Origin of the sequence: Rhodococcus wratislaviensis, from assembly GCF_041228765.1 — a bacterium.
Classification (GTDB): Bacteria; Actinomycetota; Actinomycetes; order Mycobacteriales; family Mycobacteriaceae; genus Rhodococcus_F; species Rhodococcus_F wratislaviensis.
This window is the reverse complement of sequence record NZ_CP150488.1, coordinates 7,399,892-7,418,619: the sequence shown is the minus strand read 5'-3', so window position 1 is coordinate 7,418,619 and position 18,728 is coordinate 7,399,892. Positions and strand designations below refer to the sequence as shown.

Genomic DNA, 18,728 nt, shown 5'->3' with positions numbered 1-18,728 from the left:
CTCTCCCGGAAGGAATGTTGTGTCCGATAGCTGCCCGGTCGCTCATGAGGGAAACACTCAGAGCACCAGTGAAAGTGAAAACCCCGTAATCCCGTCTCCCACTCCGGCGGCGAACCGCCCGAGATCGAACCGCGACTGGTGGCCGAACCAGCCGGAGCTGTCGGTGTTGCACGCCCATACGTCCAAGTCGAACCCGATGGGCGAGGACTTCGTCTACGCCGAGGAGTTCGCCAAGCTCGACGTCGAGGCACTCAAGCGCGACGTCATCGATCTGATGACGACCTCGCAGGACTGGTGGCCCGCCGACTACGGCCACTACGGCGGCCTCTTCATCCGGCTGAGCTGGCACGCCGCCGGCACCTACCGCATCGCGGACGGTCGCGGCGGTGGCGGTCAGGGCGCCCAGCGTTTCGCCCCCCTCAACAGCTGGCCCGACAACGCGAGCCTCGACAAGGCCCGCCGGCTGCTCTGGCCGGTGAAGCAGAAGTACGGCAAGCAGATTTCCTGGGCGGACCTCCTCGTCTTCGTCGGCAACTGTGCCCTGGAGTCGATGGGATTCAAGACCTTCGGGTTCGGATTCGGCCGCGAGGACATCTGGGAGCCCGAGGAGATGTACTGGGGTCCCGAGGACACCTGGCTGGGCGACGAGCGCTACAGCGGCGATCGCGAACTCTCGGGTCCGCTCGGGGCGGTGCAGATGGGTCTCATCTACGTGAACCCGGAGGGGCCGAATGGCCAGCCGGATCCGCTGGCAGCCGCCCGCGACATCCGGGAGACGTTCGGCCGCATGGCGATGAACGACGTGGAAACCGCCGCGCTGATCGCAGGCGGCCACACCTTCGGCAAGACTCACGGCGCAGGCGACGCCGACCTGGTCGGTCCGGAACCGGAAGGCGCCCCGATCGAGCAGCAGGGCCTGGGCTGGAAGAGTGCCTACGGTACCGGCGTGGGCAAGGACGCGATCACCAGTGGTCTCGAGGTCGTGTGGACCCCCACGCCGACGAAGTGGGACAACAGCTTCCTCGAAGTCCTGTACGGCTACGAGTGGGAGCTGACCAAGAGTCCCGCGGGTGCCTGGCAGTGGACCGCGAAGGACGGCGCAGGCGCGGGCACGATCCCCGACCCGTTCGATTCGTCGGCGGGGCGTGCTCCCACGATGCTGACCACGGACCTCTCCCTGCGCATCGACCCGGCCTACGAGAAGATCACCCGGCGTTGGCTCGATCACCCGGAGGAGTTCGCCGAGGAGTTCGCCAAGGCGTGGTACAAGCTGCTGCACCGCGACATGGGGCCCGTCACGCGCTACCTCGGCCCGTGGGTTCCGGAGGCGCAGCTGTGGCAGGACCCGGTCCCCGCAGTCGATCACCAGCTGATCGGTGACAGCGAGATCGCCGCGCTCAAGGGCAAGATCCTCGACTCGGGCCTGTCCATCTCCCAGCTGGTGTCGACCGCCTGGGCGTCGGCAGCGACCCACCGCAGCACCGACATGCGTGGCGGCGCCAACGGGGCGCGAATCCGGCTTGCGCCGCAGAAGGATTGGGAGATCAACAACCCCACTGAGCTGGCGACGGTCCTGCAGGCCCTCGAACAGATCCAGCAGGACTTCAACTCGTCGCAGTCCGGCGGGGTAAAGGTGTCGCTCGCGGACCTGATCGTGCTCGCCGGCGCCGCGGCGGTCGAGAAGGCGGCGAAGAACGCCGGCCAAGACGTCACGGTCCCGTTCACGCCGGGTCGTACCGACGCCACACAGGAGCAGACCGATGTGGAGTCGTTCGCCGTACTCGAGCCGAGGGCCGACGGGTTCCGCAACTACCTCCGAGAGGGAGAGAAGTTGCCTGCCGAGGCACTTCTGGTCGACCGGGCCTACATGTTGAACCTGACCGCTCCGGAAATGACCGTTCTCGTCGGTGGCCTGCGTGCACTGAACGCCAACTTCGGCCAGACGAAGCACGGCGTCTTCACCGACCGGCCGGAGGCGTTGACCAACGACTTCTTCGTCAACCTCCTCGACATGGGTACGCAGTGGAAGGGAGCGGCCTCGGCCGAGAACGTCTACGAAGGCACCGACCGTGTGACGGGTGACGCCAAGTGGACCGCCACCGCCGTCGATCTCGTGTTCGGTTCGAACTCGCAGCTGCGCGCTCTCGCCGAGGTGTATGCCACCGACGATGCGCAGCAGAAGTTCGTGCAGGACTTCGTTTCTGCCTGGAACAAGGTGATGAACCTCGACCGGTTCGACCTCGACTGATGACGGTTGACCGGTACAGGGCCGATCAACCCTGACCTGGCCCGGCACCCGCAAGTTGATACTCGCCGGGTGCCGGGTTCAGTTGGTCGACAGTTTCTCGGCGTTACGGACCGCGGTCTCGAGGTGCCTGTCCGCGGTGCTCAGGTCGAGTCGGGCGTCGCTGAGGCTGTCGATCACCTGTTCCCGCGAAGCGCCGGCGGTCGTGCTGTCGAGTAGGTCGAACGCGTCGGTCAACTCCTTGATCCGGTCTTCGAGCGCTTGCAGATCGGTACGCAACCGCGCGGTGCGTTTGACGAGGTCCTCGACGTTCATGGCTGCCCTATTCATCCCCGGACGCGCTGTCGCATCACCACTACGTCTGTCTACCCGCGGATCCGCGTATGAAACCCGGGCGTCGAGCGGCGGCCTATCGGTACACCAGGCCGCCGTCGATCAGTCCCGCCTGCCCGGTCATGTAGTCGGAATCGGGTCCGGCCAGATACGACACGTACGCCGCGACGTCCTCGGGCGTCTGCGCGCGGCCGAGAGCGATGCCGCCGACGAACTTGTCGAACGTGGCACCCTTCGGCGCGCCGGTGAGGGCCGCGAAACGCTCGTCGATCGTGACCCACATGTCGGTGCCGACGACGCCGGGGCAGTAGGCGTTGACGGTGATGCCGTCGGATGCGTACTCCTTGGCCGCGGCCTGGGTGAGTCCGCGGACCGCGAACTTGGTCGCCGAGTACACGCCGAGCATCGGGAAACCCTCGTGGCCGGCGATCGACGACGCGTTGATGATCTTTCCACCATGTCCGAGTTCCCGGAACTTGGCTGCCCCGACCTGGATTCCCCACAGCACGCCTTCGACGTTCACGGCGAGGATCCGTGAGACCTCCTCGGGTGTCACGTCGGCGATCGGGTTGACCTGGGCGATTCCCGCGTTGTTGACGATGATGTCGAAGCCGCCCAGCTCGCGCTCGGTCCGGTCGACAGCGGTCTGCACCTGATCGCGGTCCGTCACGTCGGCGACCAGTGAGATCGCCTTCGCGCCCACGGCCCGGACCTCGTCGGCCACCGCATCGACCCGGTCGCCGTTGACGTCGACGAGCGAGATGTCGGCGCCGTCCGACGCCAGTCGCAACGCGATCGCGCGTCCGATGCCTTGGCCCGCGCCGGTGATCAACGCGACTTTGCCCTTGATGCTCATCCGTGACTCCTGTCCATTGTGACCGTCCTCACAGGAGAGCCAAGCATCATCGACGGCGGGTCTGCAAGGGTTGCACTCGGTTGCAATGCGACTTGACTCGTTGTCGATTGCGTTTGCTCCCAATGGAAATGACCGGAATCCGGCCCTTGGTTCGGTGCCCGTAGCAGCGGTAGGCTCGGCCGGGTGAGTACCACCGGTTCGGTTCGACACCGCCTTCCCGCTGTCGGCTCCGGCGTCGATCTGCCCCGGCACGCGAGGTTGTTGAGTCAAGTGCACGAGGCCGTGCTGTCGGGTCGGCAACCGCCCGCGCAACCGCGCGACGTCGTCGGCCGGTCGTGGTCGCGGCTGCAGGCGGACGGGATCAGCCCCGACCGCTGCGAGGACGTGGTGCTCGCCGACTACGCCGAGGTCGAGGCCCGGCGCACGCGTACTGCCCTGCGATCGGTCCTCCCGGAGCTTCGCAACACGTTGACCCTGGTGGCGGAAGACGCGAACTTCATCGTGGTGATCGCAGACGCCGACGGGGTGGTGCTGTGGCGGGAGGGGGCACGCGGGGTGCGGAAGGCCGCGGACGCGCTGGGGTTCATGGAGGGCGCCCGGTGGTCCGAGGGGGCGGTGGGCACGAACTCCATCGGAACAGCGTTGGTGGAAAATGCTCCCGTGCAGCTGTTCTCGGCCGAGCACTACGCACGGTCGCACTGCGGGTGGTCGTGCACGGGGTCTCCGGTGCACGATCCACGGAGCGGCGAGGTGCTCGGCGTGGTCGACATCAGTGGCTCGGCGATGTCGGTGCATCCGACGACGGTGGCACTGGTGCAGACGGCGGTCCGGTTGGCCGAAGCCACGCTGTGGCAGGAACACACGATCACTCTGGAGAAGCTGCGAGGTCATGCCGCACCGGTGCTCGGGGCGACCGCCGGTCCGGCCCTTGTGGTCGACCGGCACGGTTGGGTCGCCGACGCCCGCGGCCTCGCCGTCCCCGAGCGGGTGGCACCCCCGTGCCCCGGCACGCCGCTGCTCGTGCCTGGGTTGGGGTTGTGCATGCCGGAACCGCTCGGCGACGGCTGGCTGGTGCGACGCGGGGGCAGGCGGACGGCCATCGCAGTGGAACTCGATCTCGGTGACACCCCGCGCGCAACGGTGCGAGGCGACACGAGCTGGACCCGAGCGCTCTCGCCCCGCCACGCGCAGATCCTGCGACTGCTGACCGAAACCGGTTCCGCTGGAATCGATGCCGCGTCACTGAGTGTGGCGATGTTCGGTGACCGCGACCACGTGGTGGCCGTCCGTGCCGAGATCTCCCGGCTCCGGAAGAGTCTCGGCCCCGTTCTGTCCACCCATCCGTATCGGTTTGCGGACGGCGTCGACGTGCGTGTCATCGATTGACGCGAAGCTCCGGATCGAGGTGGCTGACGCAGCGCCGATGACCCGAATCGTTGATCACGGGCCGACGCTCCTGTCGGGTCCGACGGCTGAGAGGTGAGTGAGCGGGTCCGCGAGTTCGCGGCCGTGGTGGGCCATCGCCTGTGCGTAGAGGCGGCCGGCGCGGTAGGAGGAGCGGACGAGGGGTCCGGCCATGACGCCGGCGAACCCGATCTCCTCGGCCGTCTTGGAATGCGCGACGAACTCCTCGGGCTTGACCCACCGTTCGACGGGGTGGTGGCGGGGGGAGGGGCGCAGGTACTGGGTGATGGTGATGATGTCGCAGCCGGCGTCGTGCAGGTCGTGCAGGGCCTGGGTGACCTCGTCGGGGGTTTCGCCCATGCCGAGGATGAGGTTGGACTTGGTGACGAGGTCGTCCTCGCGGGCGGCGGTGATCACGTCGAGGCTGCGCTGGTAGCGGAACGCGGGCCGGATCCGCTTGAAGATGCGGGGGACGGTTTCGACGTTGTGGGCGAGCACCTCGGGGCGGGTGGAGAACACCTCGGCGAGCTGGTCGGGTTTGGCGTTGAAATCGGGGATGAGCAGTTCGACGCCGGTGCCGGGGTTGAGCTGGTGGATCAGGCGGACGGTTTCGGCGTAGAGCCAGGCGCCGCCGTCGGGGAGGTCGTCGCGGGCGACGCCGGTGATGGTGGAGTAGCGCAGTCCCATCGCCTGGACGGATTCGGCGACGCGGCGGGGTTCGTCGCGGTCGAGGTCGTCGGGTTTGCCGGTGTCGATCTGGCAGAAGTCGCAGCGGCGGGTGCATTGTTCACCGCCGATGAGGAAGGTTGCCTCGCGGTCTTCCCAGCATTCGTAGATGTTGGGGCAGCCGGCTTCTTCGCAGACGGTGTGCAAACCCTCGCGCTTGACGAGGCTTTTGAGCTCGGAGTATTCCGAGCCCATCTTCGCTCTCGTCTTGATCCAGTTCGGTTTGCGTTCGATCGGAGTCTCCGCATTCCGGATCTCCAGTCGAAGCAGCTTCCGGCTGGGCGGGGCCTGCGCGGCGTCGGACGATGTTCCTGGTGTGGCAGTCACGTGTCGATTCCTGGGTGGTGGTCCGCCGAACCGTGGTGCCGGAGGGCGACCACGGCTCGGCGGGATTGCTACATGTTGATAGGGCGACCCAGCGCGGCCAGGACCGATTCGTGCATTGCCTCGGACAGCGTCGGGTGCGCGAAGATCACTTCCGCGAGATCGTCACCGGTGGCCTCCAGGGATCGGGCGATGCCGAAGCCCTGGATCTGCTCGGTGACATCGGGACCGACCATGTGGGCGCCCAGCAGTTCGCCGCTGTCGGCGTCGAAGATGGTCTTGACGAACCCGTCCGCTTCACCGATGGCGAGCGCCTTGCCGGAGGCCTGCAGATCGAACTGCCCGATCTGCAGGGAACGACCGGTCGCCCGCGCCTGGTCCTCGGTGAGGCCGAGGCTGGCGACCTGGGGTCTCGAGTACGTGCACCCGGGGACATAATCCTTGTCCAGCGGTCTCACGTGCGGGGTGCCCGCCAGCTTGTCGACACACAGCACACCTTCGTGGCCGGCCTTGTGAGCGAGGCACGGGCCTCCTGCGACGTCACCGATGGCGTAGACCCCGAATGCGGTGGTGCGGCACCACTGGTCGGTGGTGACGAAACCGCGGTCGACCTCGACGCCGAGGTCCTCGAGCCCCAAATCCTCGACGTTGCCCTGGATGCCGGCTGCGACGAGAACCCGCTCCACGACACGCTGTTCGAGGGTTCCGTCCGCCGATCTCACCGTCACGGATACGGAGTCCGCGCCGACGGTGAGTTCGGACACCGATGCGCCGGTGTGGATCTCGATGCCGCGCTTCTCGAACTGCCGTCGCACGTGGCCGGCCACCGCGGCATCCTCGACGGGCATGATCTGCGGCGCCAGCTCGACGAGCGTGACCTCACTGCCCAGATCGTGGTAGAGGCTGGCGAACTCGACACCGATCGCACCGGAACCGATGACCAGCAACGACTTCGGAAGGTCCTGAGGAACCAGTGCGTCGAAGTAGGTCCAGACCCGATCGCCGTCCGGGGTCACCCCGGGCACCGACCGCGGGCGCGCACCCGTGGCCAGGATGATGTGGTCGGCCCGGTACTCGGTGAGCGGCGACGCCGAGTCGGAGCTGTCCCGAACCCCCACCACACCCTTTCCGGTCAGGCGTGCGGTGCCGGTGATCACGTCGATACCGTTCTTCTTCATCAGATATCCGATGCCGTCGGACAACCGGCCCGACACCCCACGGCTGAACTCGACCAGTTGTGCCATGTCGAATTCCACACCGCTGGTGGAGAATCCGAAGGGACGCAGATTTGCCAGCGTGTGGGCAACGTCGGCGCCGTGCAGCAGCGCCTTGGTGGGAATGCAACCCCAGTTGAGGCAGATACCGCCGAGCCGGTCCCGTTCGATCACCGCGGTGCGGAGTCCGCGCTGAGCGGCGCGGATCGCGGCGACGTAGCCGCCGGGGCCGCTTCCGATCACCAGGACATCGTATTTGTCAGTCATCTATACCCCCTAGACCAGCATCAACGCGGGTGACTCGACGAAGCGCCGCAGTTCCTGCAGGAACGTCGCGCCGAGGGCGCCGTCGATCACCCGGTGGTCGCAGGAGAGCGTCACGGTCAGCACCGTGCGGGCCTCCACCCGGCCATCGACGACGACCGGCCGTTGCTGCCCCGCACCGACGGCGAGGATTGCGCCTTGCGGTGGGTTGATGATCGCGTCGAATTCACGCACACCGAACATGCCGAGGTTCGAGATGGTGAACGTGCCGCCCTGGAACTCCTCGGGGGTCAGCTTGCCGGTCTTGGCCTTCGTCACCAATGCGTGGACCTCACCGGAGATCTCGGCGAGGCTCTTACTCTCCGCCCCGCGAACGATTGGCGTGATCAGACCTGACGGCAAGGCGACGGCCACCGAGATGTCGGCGGCGGAGAATCTCAGCACCGACTGGGCCGCTTCGTCGAACTGGACGTTCACGTCGGGGACCCTGCGCAGCGCCGCCGCGCAGGCCTTGACGACGAAGTCGTTGACCGACAGCTTGACCGAGGGCACGGTCGCGTTGATCTCCTTGCGGAGCGCGAGGAGATTGTCGATCTCGAGGTCCACGGTGAGCCGGAAGTGCGGGGCGTGGCGTTTCGATTCCTGCAGACGCTGACCGATCGCCTTCCGCATCGAGTTGAACGGGATCGTCTTGAACTCGGGCGACGTGTGCTGTGGGGTGTCCGCTCCGCCCGTCGACGCCGCCACCGGATCGGGAAGCAGCCGAAACGTCCGTTCGGCTTCCCGGACGTCCGCCTCGCAGACGCGTCCCCGAGAACCGGTGGCCCGGCAATCGTGCAGATTGATGCCGAGGGATTTCGCCAGTCGACGCGCCACCGGCGTCGCATCGACTCCGCTGTCGTCGTCGGACGAGCGTCCTGGCACACCCGATCGGGTCGGAGACGGTGCTTCCGCGACGGTTCCACCTGCTGAGCGAATCGCGTCGTGGACATCCGCGACGGAGATCCGGCCGTCGCGACCGGTCCCGGTCACCCGGCCCAGGTCGATCGACAATTCGGCTGCCAATCGGCGGGAGTGCGGTGTCGCGAACACGTCACCCTTCGTCTGTCCCCGTAGCGAATCCGGGACAGTCGTCGCGCCGGGCGTCCTCGCCGGCTCCTGTGCCGCCGGCGCCGGCGGGGTGGGTGTCACCCGCGGTTCCGCGGGGGTGGGTTGTCCACCCGGCGACCGCTCGGGCTCGGATGCGGGGACGGAATCCGCTCCGATGCCGGTCAGGAATTCCTCGATCTCGGCGTCGGAAACGGCCGCGTCGGCCGATACGGCCAGGACCGCACCCACCGGCAACGTGACACCCCGCTCGGCGACGATGCGACGAAGCGCTCCGTCGAACGGCGCCTCCAACTCGTTGGTGATCTTGCTGGTCTCGATCTCGCAGATCAGATCGCCCTTCGAAAAAGGGGTTCCTTCGTCGATCAACCACTCGGTGACGGTGCCCTCGTCCATGGACAGGCCCCATTTGGGAACTTCGATCAATTTGATGTCACTCATGATCAGGCGGTCACCACCTTGCGTACCGCGGCCTCGATGCGCGCCGCGTTGGGAAGCCATGCCTGTTCGAGCACGGGGGAGAACGGCACCGGGGTGTGCGGTGGGGTGACCAACTCGATCGGTGCCTTCAGCGAACCGAACGCCTTGGTGGCGATCAGCGCGGCGACATCGTGGCCGAATCCGCATCGTGCCGCGGACTCGTCGACGATCACCACCCGCCCGGTGGACGCGACGGATTCGAGGATGCCCTCCTCGTCGAGGGGTGAGACGGTCCGCGGGTCGACCACTTCGACGGAGATGCCCTCGGTGGCAAGTTTGTCGGCGGCCGTATTGGCGGCATTCACCATCGCCGACAGCGCGATGATCGTGACGTCCGTGCCCTCCCTGGTGTAGTTGGCGACACCGAACGGGATGGTGTACGGCTCGTCGGGCACCTCGCCCCTGAGGTCGTACAGAGTCTTATGCTCGCAGAACACCACGGGGTCGTCGTCACGAATGGCTTGGATGAGAAGACCTTTGGCGTCGTACGCGTTGGACGGGGCCACCACCTTGAGACCGGGAACCGCGGCGAACACGTTGTACGGGGACTGCGAATGCTGCGCCGCCGCCGAGAATCCGGCACCGATCATGCCGCGCACGACGAGTGGGGTGCGGGCCTTCCCGCCGAACATGTAGCGGAACTTCGCGGCCTGGTTGTACAGCGCGTCGTAGCAGACTCCGAAGAAGTCCATGAACATCAGTTCGGCGACCGGACGCAGTCCGGTCAATGCGGCGCCGGCCGCCATGCCGATGATCGCGGACTCGGTGATCGGGGTGTCTATGACCCGGTCGGAACCGAATTCTGTCCACAAGCCCTTGGTCACACCCAGCACACCACCGAACGCCTCGAGTTTTCCGGACTCGAGTTCCGGATTGGTCCCCGCCTGACCACCACGCAGATCTTCACCGATCTGCACTACCGTCGCGTCGCGTTCCATCTCCTGGGCGAGCGGCCTTGATTGCTTCGCGGTACGTCGTCTTCGACGTTGTCATTTCTGTTCTCACTCTCAGTACGACACGTAGACGTCGGTCAGAAGGTTTGCAAGCGGCGGGTATTCGGCCTTCCGGGCCTTCGCGACGGCATCGTCCACGCGGGCTCGTGCGTCGGAATCGATCGCGTCGAGTTCCTTCGCGGACACCTTCTTGCTGTCCGGGTGGTTGCGGAAGTTCAGCAGCGGGTCCTTCGTCTTGCGCAGTTCCGCGACCTGATCCGCGGTGCGGTACAGCTGCGCGTCACCCTCGAAGTGTCCGTGCCAGCGGTACGCGATCGCCTCGATCGAGGTGGGGCCGCCTCCCATCCGGGCACGCTCGACGGCCTCACGGGTTGCCTCGTACACGGCGAAGAAGTCGGTGCCGTCGACGGTGATGGCAGGCATGCCGAAGGACGCCGCGCGAGAGGCGATGCTGGGTGCGCCGACGGCGTAGTCCCGTCCGGTGGCCTCGCCGAATCCGTTGTTCTCGGTGACGAAGACGATGGGAAGGTCGAGCACGACAGCCATGTTCATGGCTTCGAAGACCGTCCCCTGGTTGGAACCGCCGTCGCCGGTGAACGAGGCCGCGACGCCGCCGTTTCGTAGTGTCTTCGCGCTGAGCGCCGCACCGATGGCCAGGGAGGGTGCCCCGCCGACGATGGCGTTCGCTCCCAGCATGCCGACCGACAGGTCGGCGATGTGCATCGAGCCGCCCTTGCCGTGGCAGAGGCCGTCGTCCTTGCCGAAGATCTCCGCCATCATCCCGTGCAGGTCGCAACCCTTGGCGATGCAATGCCCGTGGCCGCGGTGGGTGGACCCGATGTAATCGGTGTCCTGCAGGTTCTCGCACACGCCGACGGCAATGGCTTCCTGACCGGAGTACAGGTGGATGAATCCGGGGATGTCGCCGGTGGCGTTCTCCTCGTGGAGGCGGTCTTCGAACGCTCGGATCTCGGACATCTTCCGATACGCGCTCAGTAACGAGTTCTTGTTCAGCGCCATTGCACTCCCTTGGTTGCTACGTTTTCGCCGGCTACGTCGGGGCCCGCGTCGGAACGGTTCGTGCCTCGTGTAACCCGGGTCATGAATGTAGGGAGATATGACGTGCGCAATAAACGTTGCAGCCGATTGCAATGTGTCGATCGGTGGATGCGAAACAGGAGCGGATCTGGCTCGAACACGTCGAACTCGGCGAGGCGGCCGACTCGTAGTCGGGAGGAGGGTGACGTAGAGGCAGTCGAGCAGCGAGGGACACCAGGCTCATCGGCGGCCGGGATTGCCTTGGTCACCTCACGATGTGCGATCACCGACCCCGGACTGGACGACCTCACGAAGCACGTTCTTCCGGACCTTGCCGGACACGTTGCGAGGTAGGGAATCGAGATTGATCGTCTCGGACGGCTTCTTGAATGAAGCCAGGCGTGCGGTGATCCAGGCGACCACCTCATGGTGTGTCACGGGATCGTCGTCTGTCGGCACGATGCACGCGATCGGAGTTTCTCCCCATTTCGGATGCGGTTTGCCAACAACGGCTACTTCACGAATCCGGGGGTGCTCGGCGAGGACCGATTCGAGTTCGGCCGGATAGATATTCTCTCCGCCGGAGATGATCATGTCCTTGAGACGATCCACGACGTAGAAATAGCCGTCCTCGTCACTGTGGACGACGTCGCCAGAGTGGAACCACCCACCGTGGAACGCGGCTTCGGTCTCCGCCGGACGATTCCAGTAGCCCTGCATTACCCCGGCACCGCGGTAGACGATCTCCCCTGGTGCACCGACCGGGACGTCGTTCATGTCGGCGTCGACGACTCGGGCTGCCACCGTCGGGACCGGTCGGCCCACCGACCCGGGTCGTTTCAACCACTCGTCACCGGAAATCCAGGTGGTCACTGCCGACGTCTCGGTTTGGCCGAGGGTCGATACGATCCGGACACCGGGAAGAACTTCCGCCATTTTGCGCAAGAGTTGCTGCGAGGCAGGGGCGGCCCCCCAGGACACGGTACGGAGGCTGAGATTCCTCGAGGGCAGGCTCTCGGCGGCGCACACCATCTCCCATTGAGTGGGCACAAGGAATACATTGTTCACCATTTCGGTCTCGATCAGATCGAGGAACGTCTCCGCGTCGAAGTTGCCGCTGGGGTTGATCACACACGTCTGCCCCATCGTGAGACTGCTGAGCAGCGTGGTCATTGCTGCTATGTGAAAGAAGGGGGTGGTGACAAGACGAACCGCGTTCTCGGAGAACAGCTGGTTCATATGAATGGACGTGACGGCGCCCGCAAGCAGGTTCTCGAAGCTGAGCATTGCTCCCTTCGGCAGACCTGTGGTTCCCGAGGTGTACATGATGACCGCGACGTCGCCCGTCGAGGCCGGCCCAGGCAGTGGTGAAGGGGGTCTGTCGCCGGGTGTGAGGTCGGCCAGCCGTGTCGATCGGTCATCGGATCTGCTCCGGCCACCGTTCACGACGTAGGGGAGATCGGGATGGCGCCGCAGGGTGGGTTCTACCAGGGCAAGCAGATCGTCATCGACGATGACGGCCGACACGGCCGCATCGGACGCAAGGAACTCCACCTCCGGTGGGGCGAGACGGAAGTTCACCGGAACGGCGATGTCCCCCAGGTGGTGGACCGACAGCAGAGCAATCGGAAACTCGGGTCCGTTCGACATCGCGAACAGCACGCGGTCACCGCGACCGATTCCTCGGTGTTTCAACCACTGTGCCAACTGTCGTGACCGGCCGTCCAACTGGGACCACGTCAGGGATCGACCTGAATACCGCATGGCAGCACTGCCTGGCTTCACCGCAGCGTGTCGAGCGACTTGATCAGTCCATGTGAGGTGCCGGCTGGGGCTGGTCACTTCCGGATCATACGGTGCACTGTCGCGGGCAGTTGCTCGGTTCGCTGATGTATTCATATGTCTCACTGTGTCCTTGGCGCTTGCTGGTTGATCGGGTGTGGTCCCGCGACTGTGCATGAGGGGTGATCGACGGCAGGAGAGCCTGTTTCAACTCGTGTGTGACTGCGCGGTGCAGGAAGAGTCGCGATCCGTCGCATTCCTGGTCGGTGAGACGAACCCATATGCGGACAGCGCTCGACTGCAAGCGATTCCGAACCCATCGGCACTAGTGACGAGAGGTTCGAACGATTGTTAAGCTAACCCGCAGCGTGACTTCCGTCAACTGTCTGACACATCCCAGGAGTACTCCATGGCTGAATCGCCATTGCATACCGCCGAGTCATCGTGGTCCGAATCCGTTGTTCAAACTGTCGACGCACCTGCGCATCTCCGCCGATTGACCGACGCCACCCGGGCATTCATGGAGGCGCAGATGCGAGCAGACGTCGACGTGACAATCGCCGATGACGTCGCCTCTCAGCTCGAGCACCTCACCCGGCGTCTCCGCTCGTCGGTGCCCGATCGGACTCCGGGTGACCTGTTCGATATTGGAGGGCCGCTGCGGAATGACTTCGGTAACGCCGTGGTCGGCCGTCGGAACCCGGTGGCGCCACCGATGACCGTTCGCCGGCTGCCGGACGGTCGTGCACGCGCGGAACTCGACCTGGGATGCCTTTACGAGGGCGCTCCGGGACAGGTCCACGGAGGGGTTTGTGCGATGCTCCTCGACCAATTGCTCGGTGAGGCCGCAGGTGCCGGCGGAAATGCCGGTATGACCGTGTATCTCACGACGACCTTCAAACGGATCACCAAGCTCGGGCATGTCAGGTTGGAAGCGTGGACCGCTTCGGTCGACGGCAGAAAGGCGATTGTGCGCGGCCATCTCGCTGATGGCTCCGGAGCGACCTGCATCGAAGCCGAAGCCCTGTTCATCATGCCGCGATCGCACGTGGGCACAGTGAACGAGAGCTCGCGGGATGAAATCAGCTGAGTCGGGGGCCACGTGAACGGACGGCACCAATCACGCCGCGGCTCGTGGCACGGGAACGGAGATACCTGGGGACGTGCCACACGCTGCGGAAAGCCCGCCCCGGCGTGAGTTTCCATAGGAAGGGTCTATCGGGGCGATAAGCAATCGCAGTTTGCTTGTGTGTCATGGGTCACCTTCAATGGGTCTACTGCATTTTCGTACTGCACAGATGGCGACCGTGCGATCCCATAACAAAGGACTCCCGTGACCACAGGTGAAGTCGCTCGAGGCAAACAGACCCCCCATTCCTCCTCTGGCGCAGGAATTCTGAAAAGTAGTGGCCGCGCGTGGGGGATGACCGGACTTGTCGTCTTCCTCTATATCGTCAACTGGGGTGACAAGGTGGTCTTGGGTGTCATTGCCCAGCCGCTCGCCAGGGAACTCGGCTTGACCGCCTCTCAGATCGGTTTGGCCGGTTCTCTGTTCTTCCTCGCCTTCACTATTGGGGGCTTCTTCGCAGGCCCAATCAACAAGTATGTGACACTGCGGTGGTCACTGTTGGTGCTCGCCGTTGCATGGTCCGTGGTGATGCTCCCGCTGGTTGTCGCCGCGAGTATGACGATGCTCATCGTCAGTCGCATGCTCCTCGGGCTCGCCGAGGGGCCGAGCGCTGGGCTCATGCATACCGCTACGTACTCGTGGCATCCTCCTGCCAAGCGTGGCCTTCCGAGTGCGTTGTTGACTGGTGCCTCGTCGATGGCCAAGATCGCCCTGGCGCCGATACTGACGTTCGTTACCATTGAATATGGATGGCGTGCAGCAGTTCTCGGGCTCTGCGGACTCGGCGCAGTCTGGGCGGTGTGCTGGCTGACAAGTTGGTCCGAAGGCCCCTATGCGGGCAAGGCCTCCGCCGAGTTGGATTCGGACATTGGAGGAACCGAACCCAGCGCCCCGTGGCGTACGATATTCCTCTCACGCACGTTCGTCAGTTGTGCCGTCCTCGTCATAGTCGTGTACGCACTGGTAACCATGGTGTTGACGTGGCTGCCGTCGTACTTCGAAGTCGGACTGGGATTCAGTGCCATGCAGGCCGGATCGTTGTTCGCGTTGCCATCCATCGTCAGCCTCGTTCTGATGATCATGTCGGGCGCGGTCACAGACCGCCTGCGGCAACGCGGAGCCTCGGCTCGTCTGGTCCGGATCATCGTGCCCTGCATCGGTGTCATCGTGTGCGGAAGCGTTCTGATGGCAATGCCTGTGTTCGACACCCCGATCGTGGCCGTCGTGGCTATCTCGATCGGCTACGGATTCTCGGCAATGGTTTTCCCGCTGGTGAATTCGGCCATCTCGGAACTGTGTCCGCCGCAGCAGACAGCAGGAACGATGGGTACCTTCATTGCGCTGATGGCTGTCGGTGGCCTGATCGCACCGTATGCCACCGGTTTGATCGTCGACAACGCAGCGACTCCGGCCGCGGGTTATCTCTTGGCATTCCAATTGCTCGGAGGGCTCGGACTCGTCGCGGCAGTCCTGGCATTGGTCTTCGCGCACCCCGACCGTGATCGGAAGCTCATCCGTGAACGGTCGTAGCAACCCGTACCCGAATCATCGTCTGTCGAGGTTGGGGATCGGAGAGAGCAGCGTCGTCACCGGGGTCGCCCGTCCGCTGGTCCGGAGACTTCAGGTTGGATGGATGGATAACAGTTGGCGAACGTGGTGGTGATCGCAGCAGATCGTTCTGGTGGGCGCAGGACGTCGCGAGTCGTCTCTTGCGGGTTCTCAGTCCGGACTGGCGTCAATCCGGCTGTGCTGGAGGGGGAGTCGGACTGCCTCACCGTGGCCGTCTCCACTGGAGGATCTGCACACCTCCGGCGTGATGGTCTGGCATTCGGCGAGTTTGCTGTCGACGTCGTCGGGGATGTCATTTCCGTCCCCGCCGGGGTGTGGGTTCGCGTTCGCTGCCGGATCCACTGAGCAGTTCACTGATCGTTTCGCCGACGCCCTCGAGGACGCCCTTGGTCTTGGATTTCGTGCTGCCGCTGCCTTTGACGTCGGAGACGAGATCGGTCAGGCCCTTGGGTTCGCTGCCGATCTCGAGCCGGTTCACCGCCTCGGCGAAGCGGAGGTAGGTGTCGACACTGGCGACGACGATGCGGGCGTCGATAGTGAGCAGTTCGATACCGACCAGTGAGACCCGCACGTAGGCGTCGATGACCAGGCCCTTGTCCAAGATGGTGTCGATGACGTCGGCCAGGCTGCTCGAGCTCGGACCACCCGTTGTGGTCATCGCTGCACTCCCCGCTTCCGGGTGCCGGAGGTTTTCGCCGGGGCGCTTCGCTTGCGGGGCGGCTCGTCACTACGCCTGCGGGTCGGTTGCCGCGCCGGTCGTTGCTCGGCCTTCTCTGCCATCCCCTCGTCGTCCTCGTCATCGTCATCGTCCTCCTCCGGTGGCGGTGCTTTCTTCGGCCGCTTCTTGCGCCCCACCAGGCCCACGGCGTCGTGGGTGAGCTTCCGCACCCTGCCCGTGGTGTCCTCGGCTTCGTCGGCTTCGTCGGCTTCGTCGGTCTCGTCGGCTTCGTCGGTCTCGTCGGTCTCGTCCGGTGGCGGTGCTTTCTTCGGCCGCTTCCTGCGCCCCAACGCATCCACTGCGCCGAGTGTGCCCCCGGCGAGTTTCGCGACCGTGCCCGCGGTGTCGTCGGTGACGTCCCCGACCGCCTCCGCGGTGTCGTCGGTGACGTCTGTGGCCAGGTCCGCGGTGTTCTCGACCAGGTCTTCGGCGGTCTCGAGAATTTCGTCGGAGCCGGAGAGCAATCGGTTGTTGAGGGCGTCGATCCGGGCGGTCGCGGCGGTCATGGCTGCCACTTTCACGGCGTCGAGGAGTTGGCCCCGTACCGATTCGCTGAGTTCGGCGAATTGGGGTGAGGATCGGAGGAGTTTGGTCGCCCGGTCCACCATCTCCTGAGGTCCTCCGGCGAGGCGGCCGGCGCTCGCCGCGGCGAGCAGCAGTCCCAGTTTCGTCCGGTGTGCTCGCCCCATCCAGTAGCCCACGACCACCGCTGCCGCGATCTGCAATCGGGTCATCATTGTCGACTCCCTTCACCCGGATCGGCGATCGTTGGACGACCCCGGTCGGGCTGGAGCAGCCGCCGGCACCCGAGATCAGCGAGTGCCGTGCGGACCACTCCGAATCGGCTACCCCCAACGACTCATTTTCAATCGGTCAGGAGTTGGAATTGATCGGTGCATGTGACGTGTGACGACACCGGCCGGCCGGTCGGCTCCTCGAACGCCGTCCACCCTGGTACAGGCCGGTTCGCGGACGGACTCGGCGCAGCCGTCCGTGCCGCCCGGTGACCCGCGCGACTTCGCGAAGCGGTCGAAGTGACCGTCTTCTGCTTCGGGCGCACGGCGCCGTTCTTCTTCACCGGCAGCGTGAAGGTGGTGTGACCCCGCCTGTGCCTGGCCGTTGGACCGGTCAGGGGCCTGCCGGCCTTACTTGCCCATTTCCGTCGTGCCGGGGTCGGCTGTCAGGTCGTCGGTGTCTGCGAACACCAGTCGCCCGTCGTCGAGGGCGACCGCCCACCGGTGCACCGGCGCCCAGGCGTGCCCGCGTTCCTCGGTGTCGGTCAGCTCGGCGTAGTCCTCGATGATCCGACCTGTCTGCGCCGCTTCGGACGGTCGGCGCACCAGCACACGTGCGCCCGCGCCGAGCGGACCAGGTTCGGGTTTCGGTGTGTTCTTGTTCTCAGGCATCGATCTACACCTTCCGGTCGGCCACGCTGGGCCACGCGCCCGGATCATAGGCACGATGACGTCGCGCCCGCTGGGCGATCGGCCATCTTCTGGCCTCCGGGTTGTCACGCCGCGGACCGGCGCCGCGCTGCACCCCGGGGGTGCGACCTTCAGGGCGATCCGGGTATCGCACTCGCTTGCGGGTACCTGCTGAGGAAGGTGTGCGCCGCGATGGAGGACCGGGCAGCCTCGTGGGTCACGCGAATGTACACGAGAAACAAATGTCACGATAATTCACTGTCACCCATTATTTGATTGTCCGAAACAATATGGGCGGTTTGTTAATTTCATTATGTGAGAAAGTTTCTTTTTCGCGAAACACTCATCGACCCCGATTGCGATAGGCACAGTAAGCGGGGCTTGATGATCCCGTGGATTCATCAACGGGAAAGGAGTGAATTCTGATGGGTTCTGCAGGAATCGACTTCAATGTCGCGTTCGAGGCGTTCCTGAAGTGGCTGAGCGTCACCTTCGGCGGCGGCATCGGATTGGGATGACCGACGGAGCAATCCGGGACGGCGGTGCCCCGGCTCGCCTGGGGGCGGCCGGGCCACCGCCCTGATCAGCGCGATCACTCGTGAGGCCACCGCCTGCCCCTGCCGCCGTCCTCGGCCGGGAAGTGCACTCGGTGTACGAGGGGGCCGGTCGGCAGGAGCGTCGATATCGTCACCCCGAAATCGGGCCGGCGCGACCCGGAATGACCTTTGTGCGAACCGCGGCTCGAGAATCTGGGCCGCTCGAATTGGGCGCCGCTCGTAAATCTGGGCCGCCTCCGAATATGTACACGTGATTTTTGCCGATACTGGATGCCCGATAGTCCCGCATTATTATCTCCCGTTGCACGAGAGTCGCGGAAGCCGGAACTTCCCGGCGCGCAGCATGTACAAAGGGCGCCCGCCGTCACCGTCACTTCTTCGGCCCGCATTCGGCGGCGCGCGGGGACCGCGGCGTTTGGGATGCACGCCGACCCCGCTGGGGCTGTGGGAGTTGGGTTCGGGCCGCATCCGGTCTCTCAACCCCGCCACGGCCAATCTGGAGGGGTTCCTGGACGGCGCCGAGGCGTCTGCGCGCACGGCCGCCGAGTTCGTCACCGCCAGCGCGGTGAACAGGCCGGCCCTCGTCTGGGCCTAAGCCTCGGCGG

The 18,728-nt window shown here is 65.2% G+C and carries 15 protein-coding genes and 1 pseudogene; 5 read left to right on the top strand and 11 right to left on the bottom strand.

Annotated elements, in window-relative coordinates:
• Positions 1 to 19: 19 nt before the first annotated feature.
• Positions 20 to 2,248: a catalase/peroxidase HPI gene (gene katG / locus WKC72_RS34105; RefSeq protein ID WP_370181000.1), complete on the top strand. Its 2,229-nt coding sequence runs from the start codon at positions 20 to 22 to the stop codon at positions 2,246 to 2,248.
• A 78-nt stretch (positions 2,249 to 2,326) separates the two neighbouring features.
• Here the strand turns inward: katG and WKC72_RS34100 are convergent, their stop codons facing one another.
• Both WKC72_RS34100 and WKC72_RS34095 read right to left on the bottom strand, forming a co-directional pair.
• A complete protein-coding gene (locus WKC72_RS34100) occupies positions 2,327 to 2,560 on the bottom strand; it encodes a hypothetical protein (protein ID WP_037233198.1) in 234 nt (77 codons plus the stop codon).
• Positions 2,561 to 2,654: 94 nt separating this feature from the next.
• Positions 2,655 to 3,434 carry an acetoin reductase gene (locus tag WKC72_RS34095; RefSeq protein WP_037233201.1) on the bottom strand — a complete coding sequence of 260 codons (780 nt, stop codon included), beginning with the start codon at positions 3,432 to 3,434 and terminating at the stop codon, positions 2,655 to 2,657.
• 183 nt (positions 3,435 to 3,617) lie between these two features.
• Here WKC72_RS34095 and WKC72_RS34090 point away from each other — a divergent pair, with 183 nt between their 5' ends.
• A complete protein-coding gene (locus WKC72_RS34090; protein ID WP_370180999.1) occupies positions 3,618 to 4,820 on the top strand; it encodes a GAF domain-containing protein in 1,203 nt (400 codons plus the stop codon).
• Between the two features lie 54 nt (positions 4,821 to 4,874).
• Here the strand turns inward: WKC72_RS34090 and lipA are convergent, their stop codons facing one another.
• From lipA to WKC72_RS34060, 6 genes and pseudogenes are all read right to left on the bottom strand, one after another.
• Entirely contained in the window at positions 4,875 to 5,891 is a 1,017-nt protein-coding gene (lipA, locus tag WKC72_RS34085; protein WP_370180998.1) for a lipoyl synthase, read from the bottom strand.
• Positions 5,892 to 5,959: 68 nt separating this feature from the next.
• A complete protein-coding gene (gene lpdA, locus WKC72_RS34080; RefSeq protein WP_370180997.1) occupies positions 5,960 to 7,369 on the bottom strand; it encodes a dihydrolipoyl dehydrogenase in 1,410 nt (469 codons plus the stop codon).
• Between the two features lie 9 nt (positions 7,370 to 7,378).
• The gene (locus WKC72_RS34075) at positions 7,379 to 8,914 is read right to left on the bottom strand and encodes a 2-oxo acid dehydrogenase subunit E2 (RefSeq protein WP_370180996.1); all 1,536 of its coding nucleotides are present in this window, start codon (positions 8,912 to 8,914) and stop codon (positions 7,379 to 7,381) included.
• Between the two features lie 2 nt (positions 8,915 to 8,916).
• A pseudogene (locus WKC72_RS34070) lies at positions 8,917 to 9,946 on the bottom strand (alpha-ketoacid dehydrogenase subunit beta).
• A 14-nt stretch (positions 9,947 to 9,960) separates the two neighbouring features.
• Positions 9,961 to 10,926, bottom strand: a complete 966-nt coding sequence (locus tag WKC72_RS34065; protein WP_370180995.1) for a thiamine pyrophosphate-dependent dehydrogenase E1 component subunit alpha — start codon at positions 10,924 to 10,926, stop codon at positions 9,961 to 9,963.
• 288 nt (positions 10,927 to 11,214) lie between these two features.
• Positions 11,215 to 12,843: an AMP-binding protein gene (locus tag WKC72_RS34060; protein WP_370180994.1), complete on the bottom strand. Its 1,629-nt coding sequence runs from the start codon at positions 12,841 to 12,843 to the stop codon at positions 11,215 to 11,217.
• Positions 12,844 to 13,135: 292 nt separating this feature from the next.
• Here WKC72_RS34060 and WKC72_RS34055 point away from each other — a divergent pair, with 292 nt between their 5' ends.
• Positions 13,136 to 13,816, top strand: a complete 681-nt coding sequence (locus WKC72_RS34055; RefSeq protein ID WP_370180993.1) for a PaaI family thioesterase — start codon at positions 13,136 to 13,138, stop codon at positions 13,814 to 13,816.
• A 243-nt stretch (positions 13,817 to 14,059) separates the two neighbouring features.
• Positions 14,060 to 15,385 (top strand): MFS transporter, encoded by a 1,326-nt coding sequence (locus WKC72_RS34050; RefSeq protein WP_370180992.1) that lies wholly within the window; start codon positions 14,060 to 14,062, stop codon positions 15,383 to 15,385.
• A gap of 331 nt (positions 15,386 to 15,716) precedes the next feature.
• On the opposite strand, the gene gvpJ is transcribed toward WKC72_RS34050, so the two are convergent.
• The 3 genes from gvpJ to WKC72_RS34035 form a co-directional block, all read right to left on the bottom strand.
• Positions 15,717 to 16,082: a gas vesicle protein GvpJ gene (gene gvpJ, locus WKC72_RS34045; protein WP_370180991.1), complete on the bottom strand. Its 366-nt coding sequence runs from the start codon at positions 16,080 to 16,082 to the stop codon at positions 15,717 to 15,719.
• Entirely contained in the window at positions 16,079 to 16,879 is an 801-nt protein-coding gene (locus tag WKC72_RS34040; RefSeq protein WP_370180990.1) for a hypothetical protein, read from the bottom strand. The genes gvpJ and WKC72_RS34040 overlap by 4 nt, the downstream gene beginning before the upstream one ends.
• Before the next feature lie 408 nt (positions 16,880 to 17,287).
• Complete coding sequence (locus tag WKC72_RS34035) at positions 17,288 to 17,548, bottom strand: hypothetical protein (RefSeq protein ID WP_037233228.1); 261 nt, start codon at positions 17,546 to 17,548, stop codon at positions 17,288 to 17,290.
• Positions 17,549 to 18,424: 876 nt separating this feature from the next.
• On the opposite strand from WKC72_RS34035, the gene WKC72_RS34030 reads away from it, so the two are divergent.
• Entirely contained in the window at positions 18,425 to 18,718 is a 294-nt protein-coding gene (locus WKC72_RS34030; protein ID WP_370180989.1) for a hypothetical protein, read from the top strand.
• Positions 18,719 to 18,728: the final 10 nt, after the last annotated feature.

What these genes read in the sequence shown, in the direction of transcription:
- WKC72_RS34100 (WP_037233198.1), bottom strand. Translation starts at nt 2,560, where the DNA reads ATGAACGTCGAGGACCTCGTCAAACGCACCGCGCGGTTGCGTACCGAT.
- WKC72_RS34095 (WP_037233201.1), bottom strand. Translation starts at nt 3,434, where the DNA reads ATGAGCATCAAGGGCAAAGTCGCGTTGATCACCGGCGCGGGCCAAGGC.
- lpdA (WP_370180997.1), bottom strand. Translation starts at nt 7,369, where the DNA reads ATGACTGACAAATACGATGTCCTGGTGATCGGAAGCGGCCCCGGCGGC.
- WKC72_RS34075 (WP_370180996.1), bottom strand. Translation starts at nt 8,914, where the DNA reads ATGAGTGACATCAAATTGATCGAAGTTCCCAAATGGGGCCTGTCCATG.
- WKC72_RS34065 (WP_370180995.1), bottom strand. Translation starts at nt 10,926, where the DNA reads ATGGCGCTGAACAAGAACTCGTTACTGAGCGCGTATCGGAAGATGTCC.
- WKC72_RS34060 (WP_370180994.1), bottom strand. Translation starts at nt 12,843, where the DNA reads ATGAATACATCAGCGAACCGAGCAACTGCCCGCGACAGTGCACCGTAT.
- WKC72_RS34055 (WP_370180993.1), top strand. Translation starts at nt 13,136, where the DNA reads ATGGCTGAATCGCCATTGCATACCGCCGAGTCATCGTGGTCCGAATCC.
- gvpJ (WP_370180991.1), bottom strand. Translation starts at nt 16,082, where the DNA reads ATGACCACAACGGGTGGTCCGAGCTCGAGCAGCCTGGCCGACGTCATC.
- WKC72_RS34040 (WP_370180990.1), bottom strand. Translation starts at nt 16,879, where the DNA reads ATGATGACCCGATTGCAGATCGCGGCAGCGGTGGTCGTGGGCTACTGG.
- WKC72_RS34035 (WP_037233228.1), bottom strand. Translation starts at nt 17,548, where the DNA reads ATGCCTGAGAACAAGAACACACCGAAACCCGAACCTGGTCCGCTCGGC.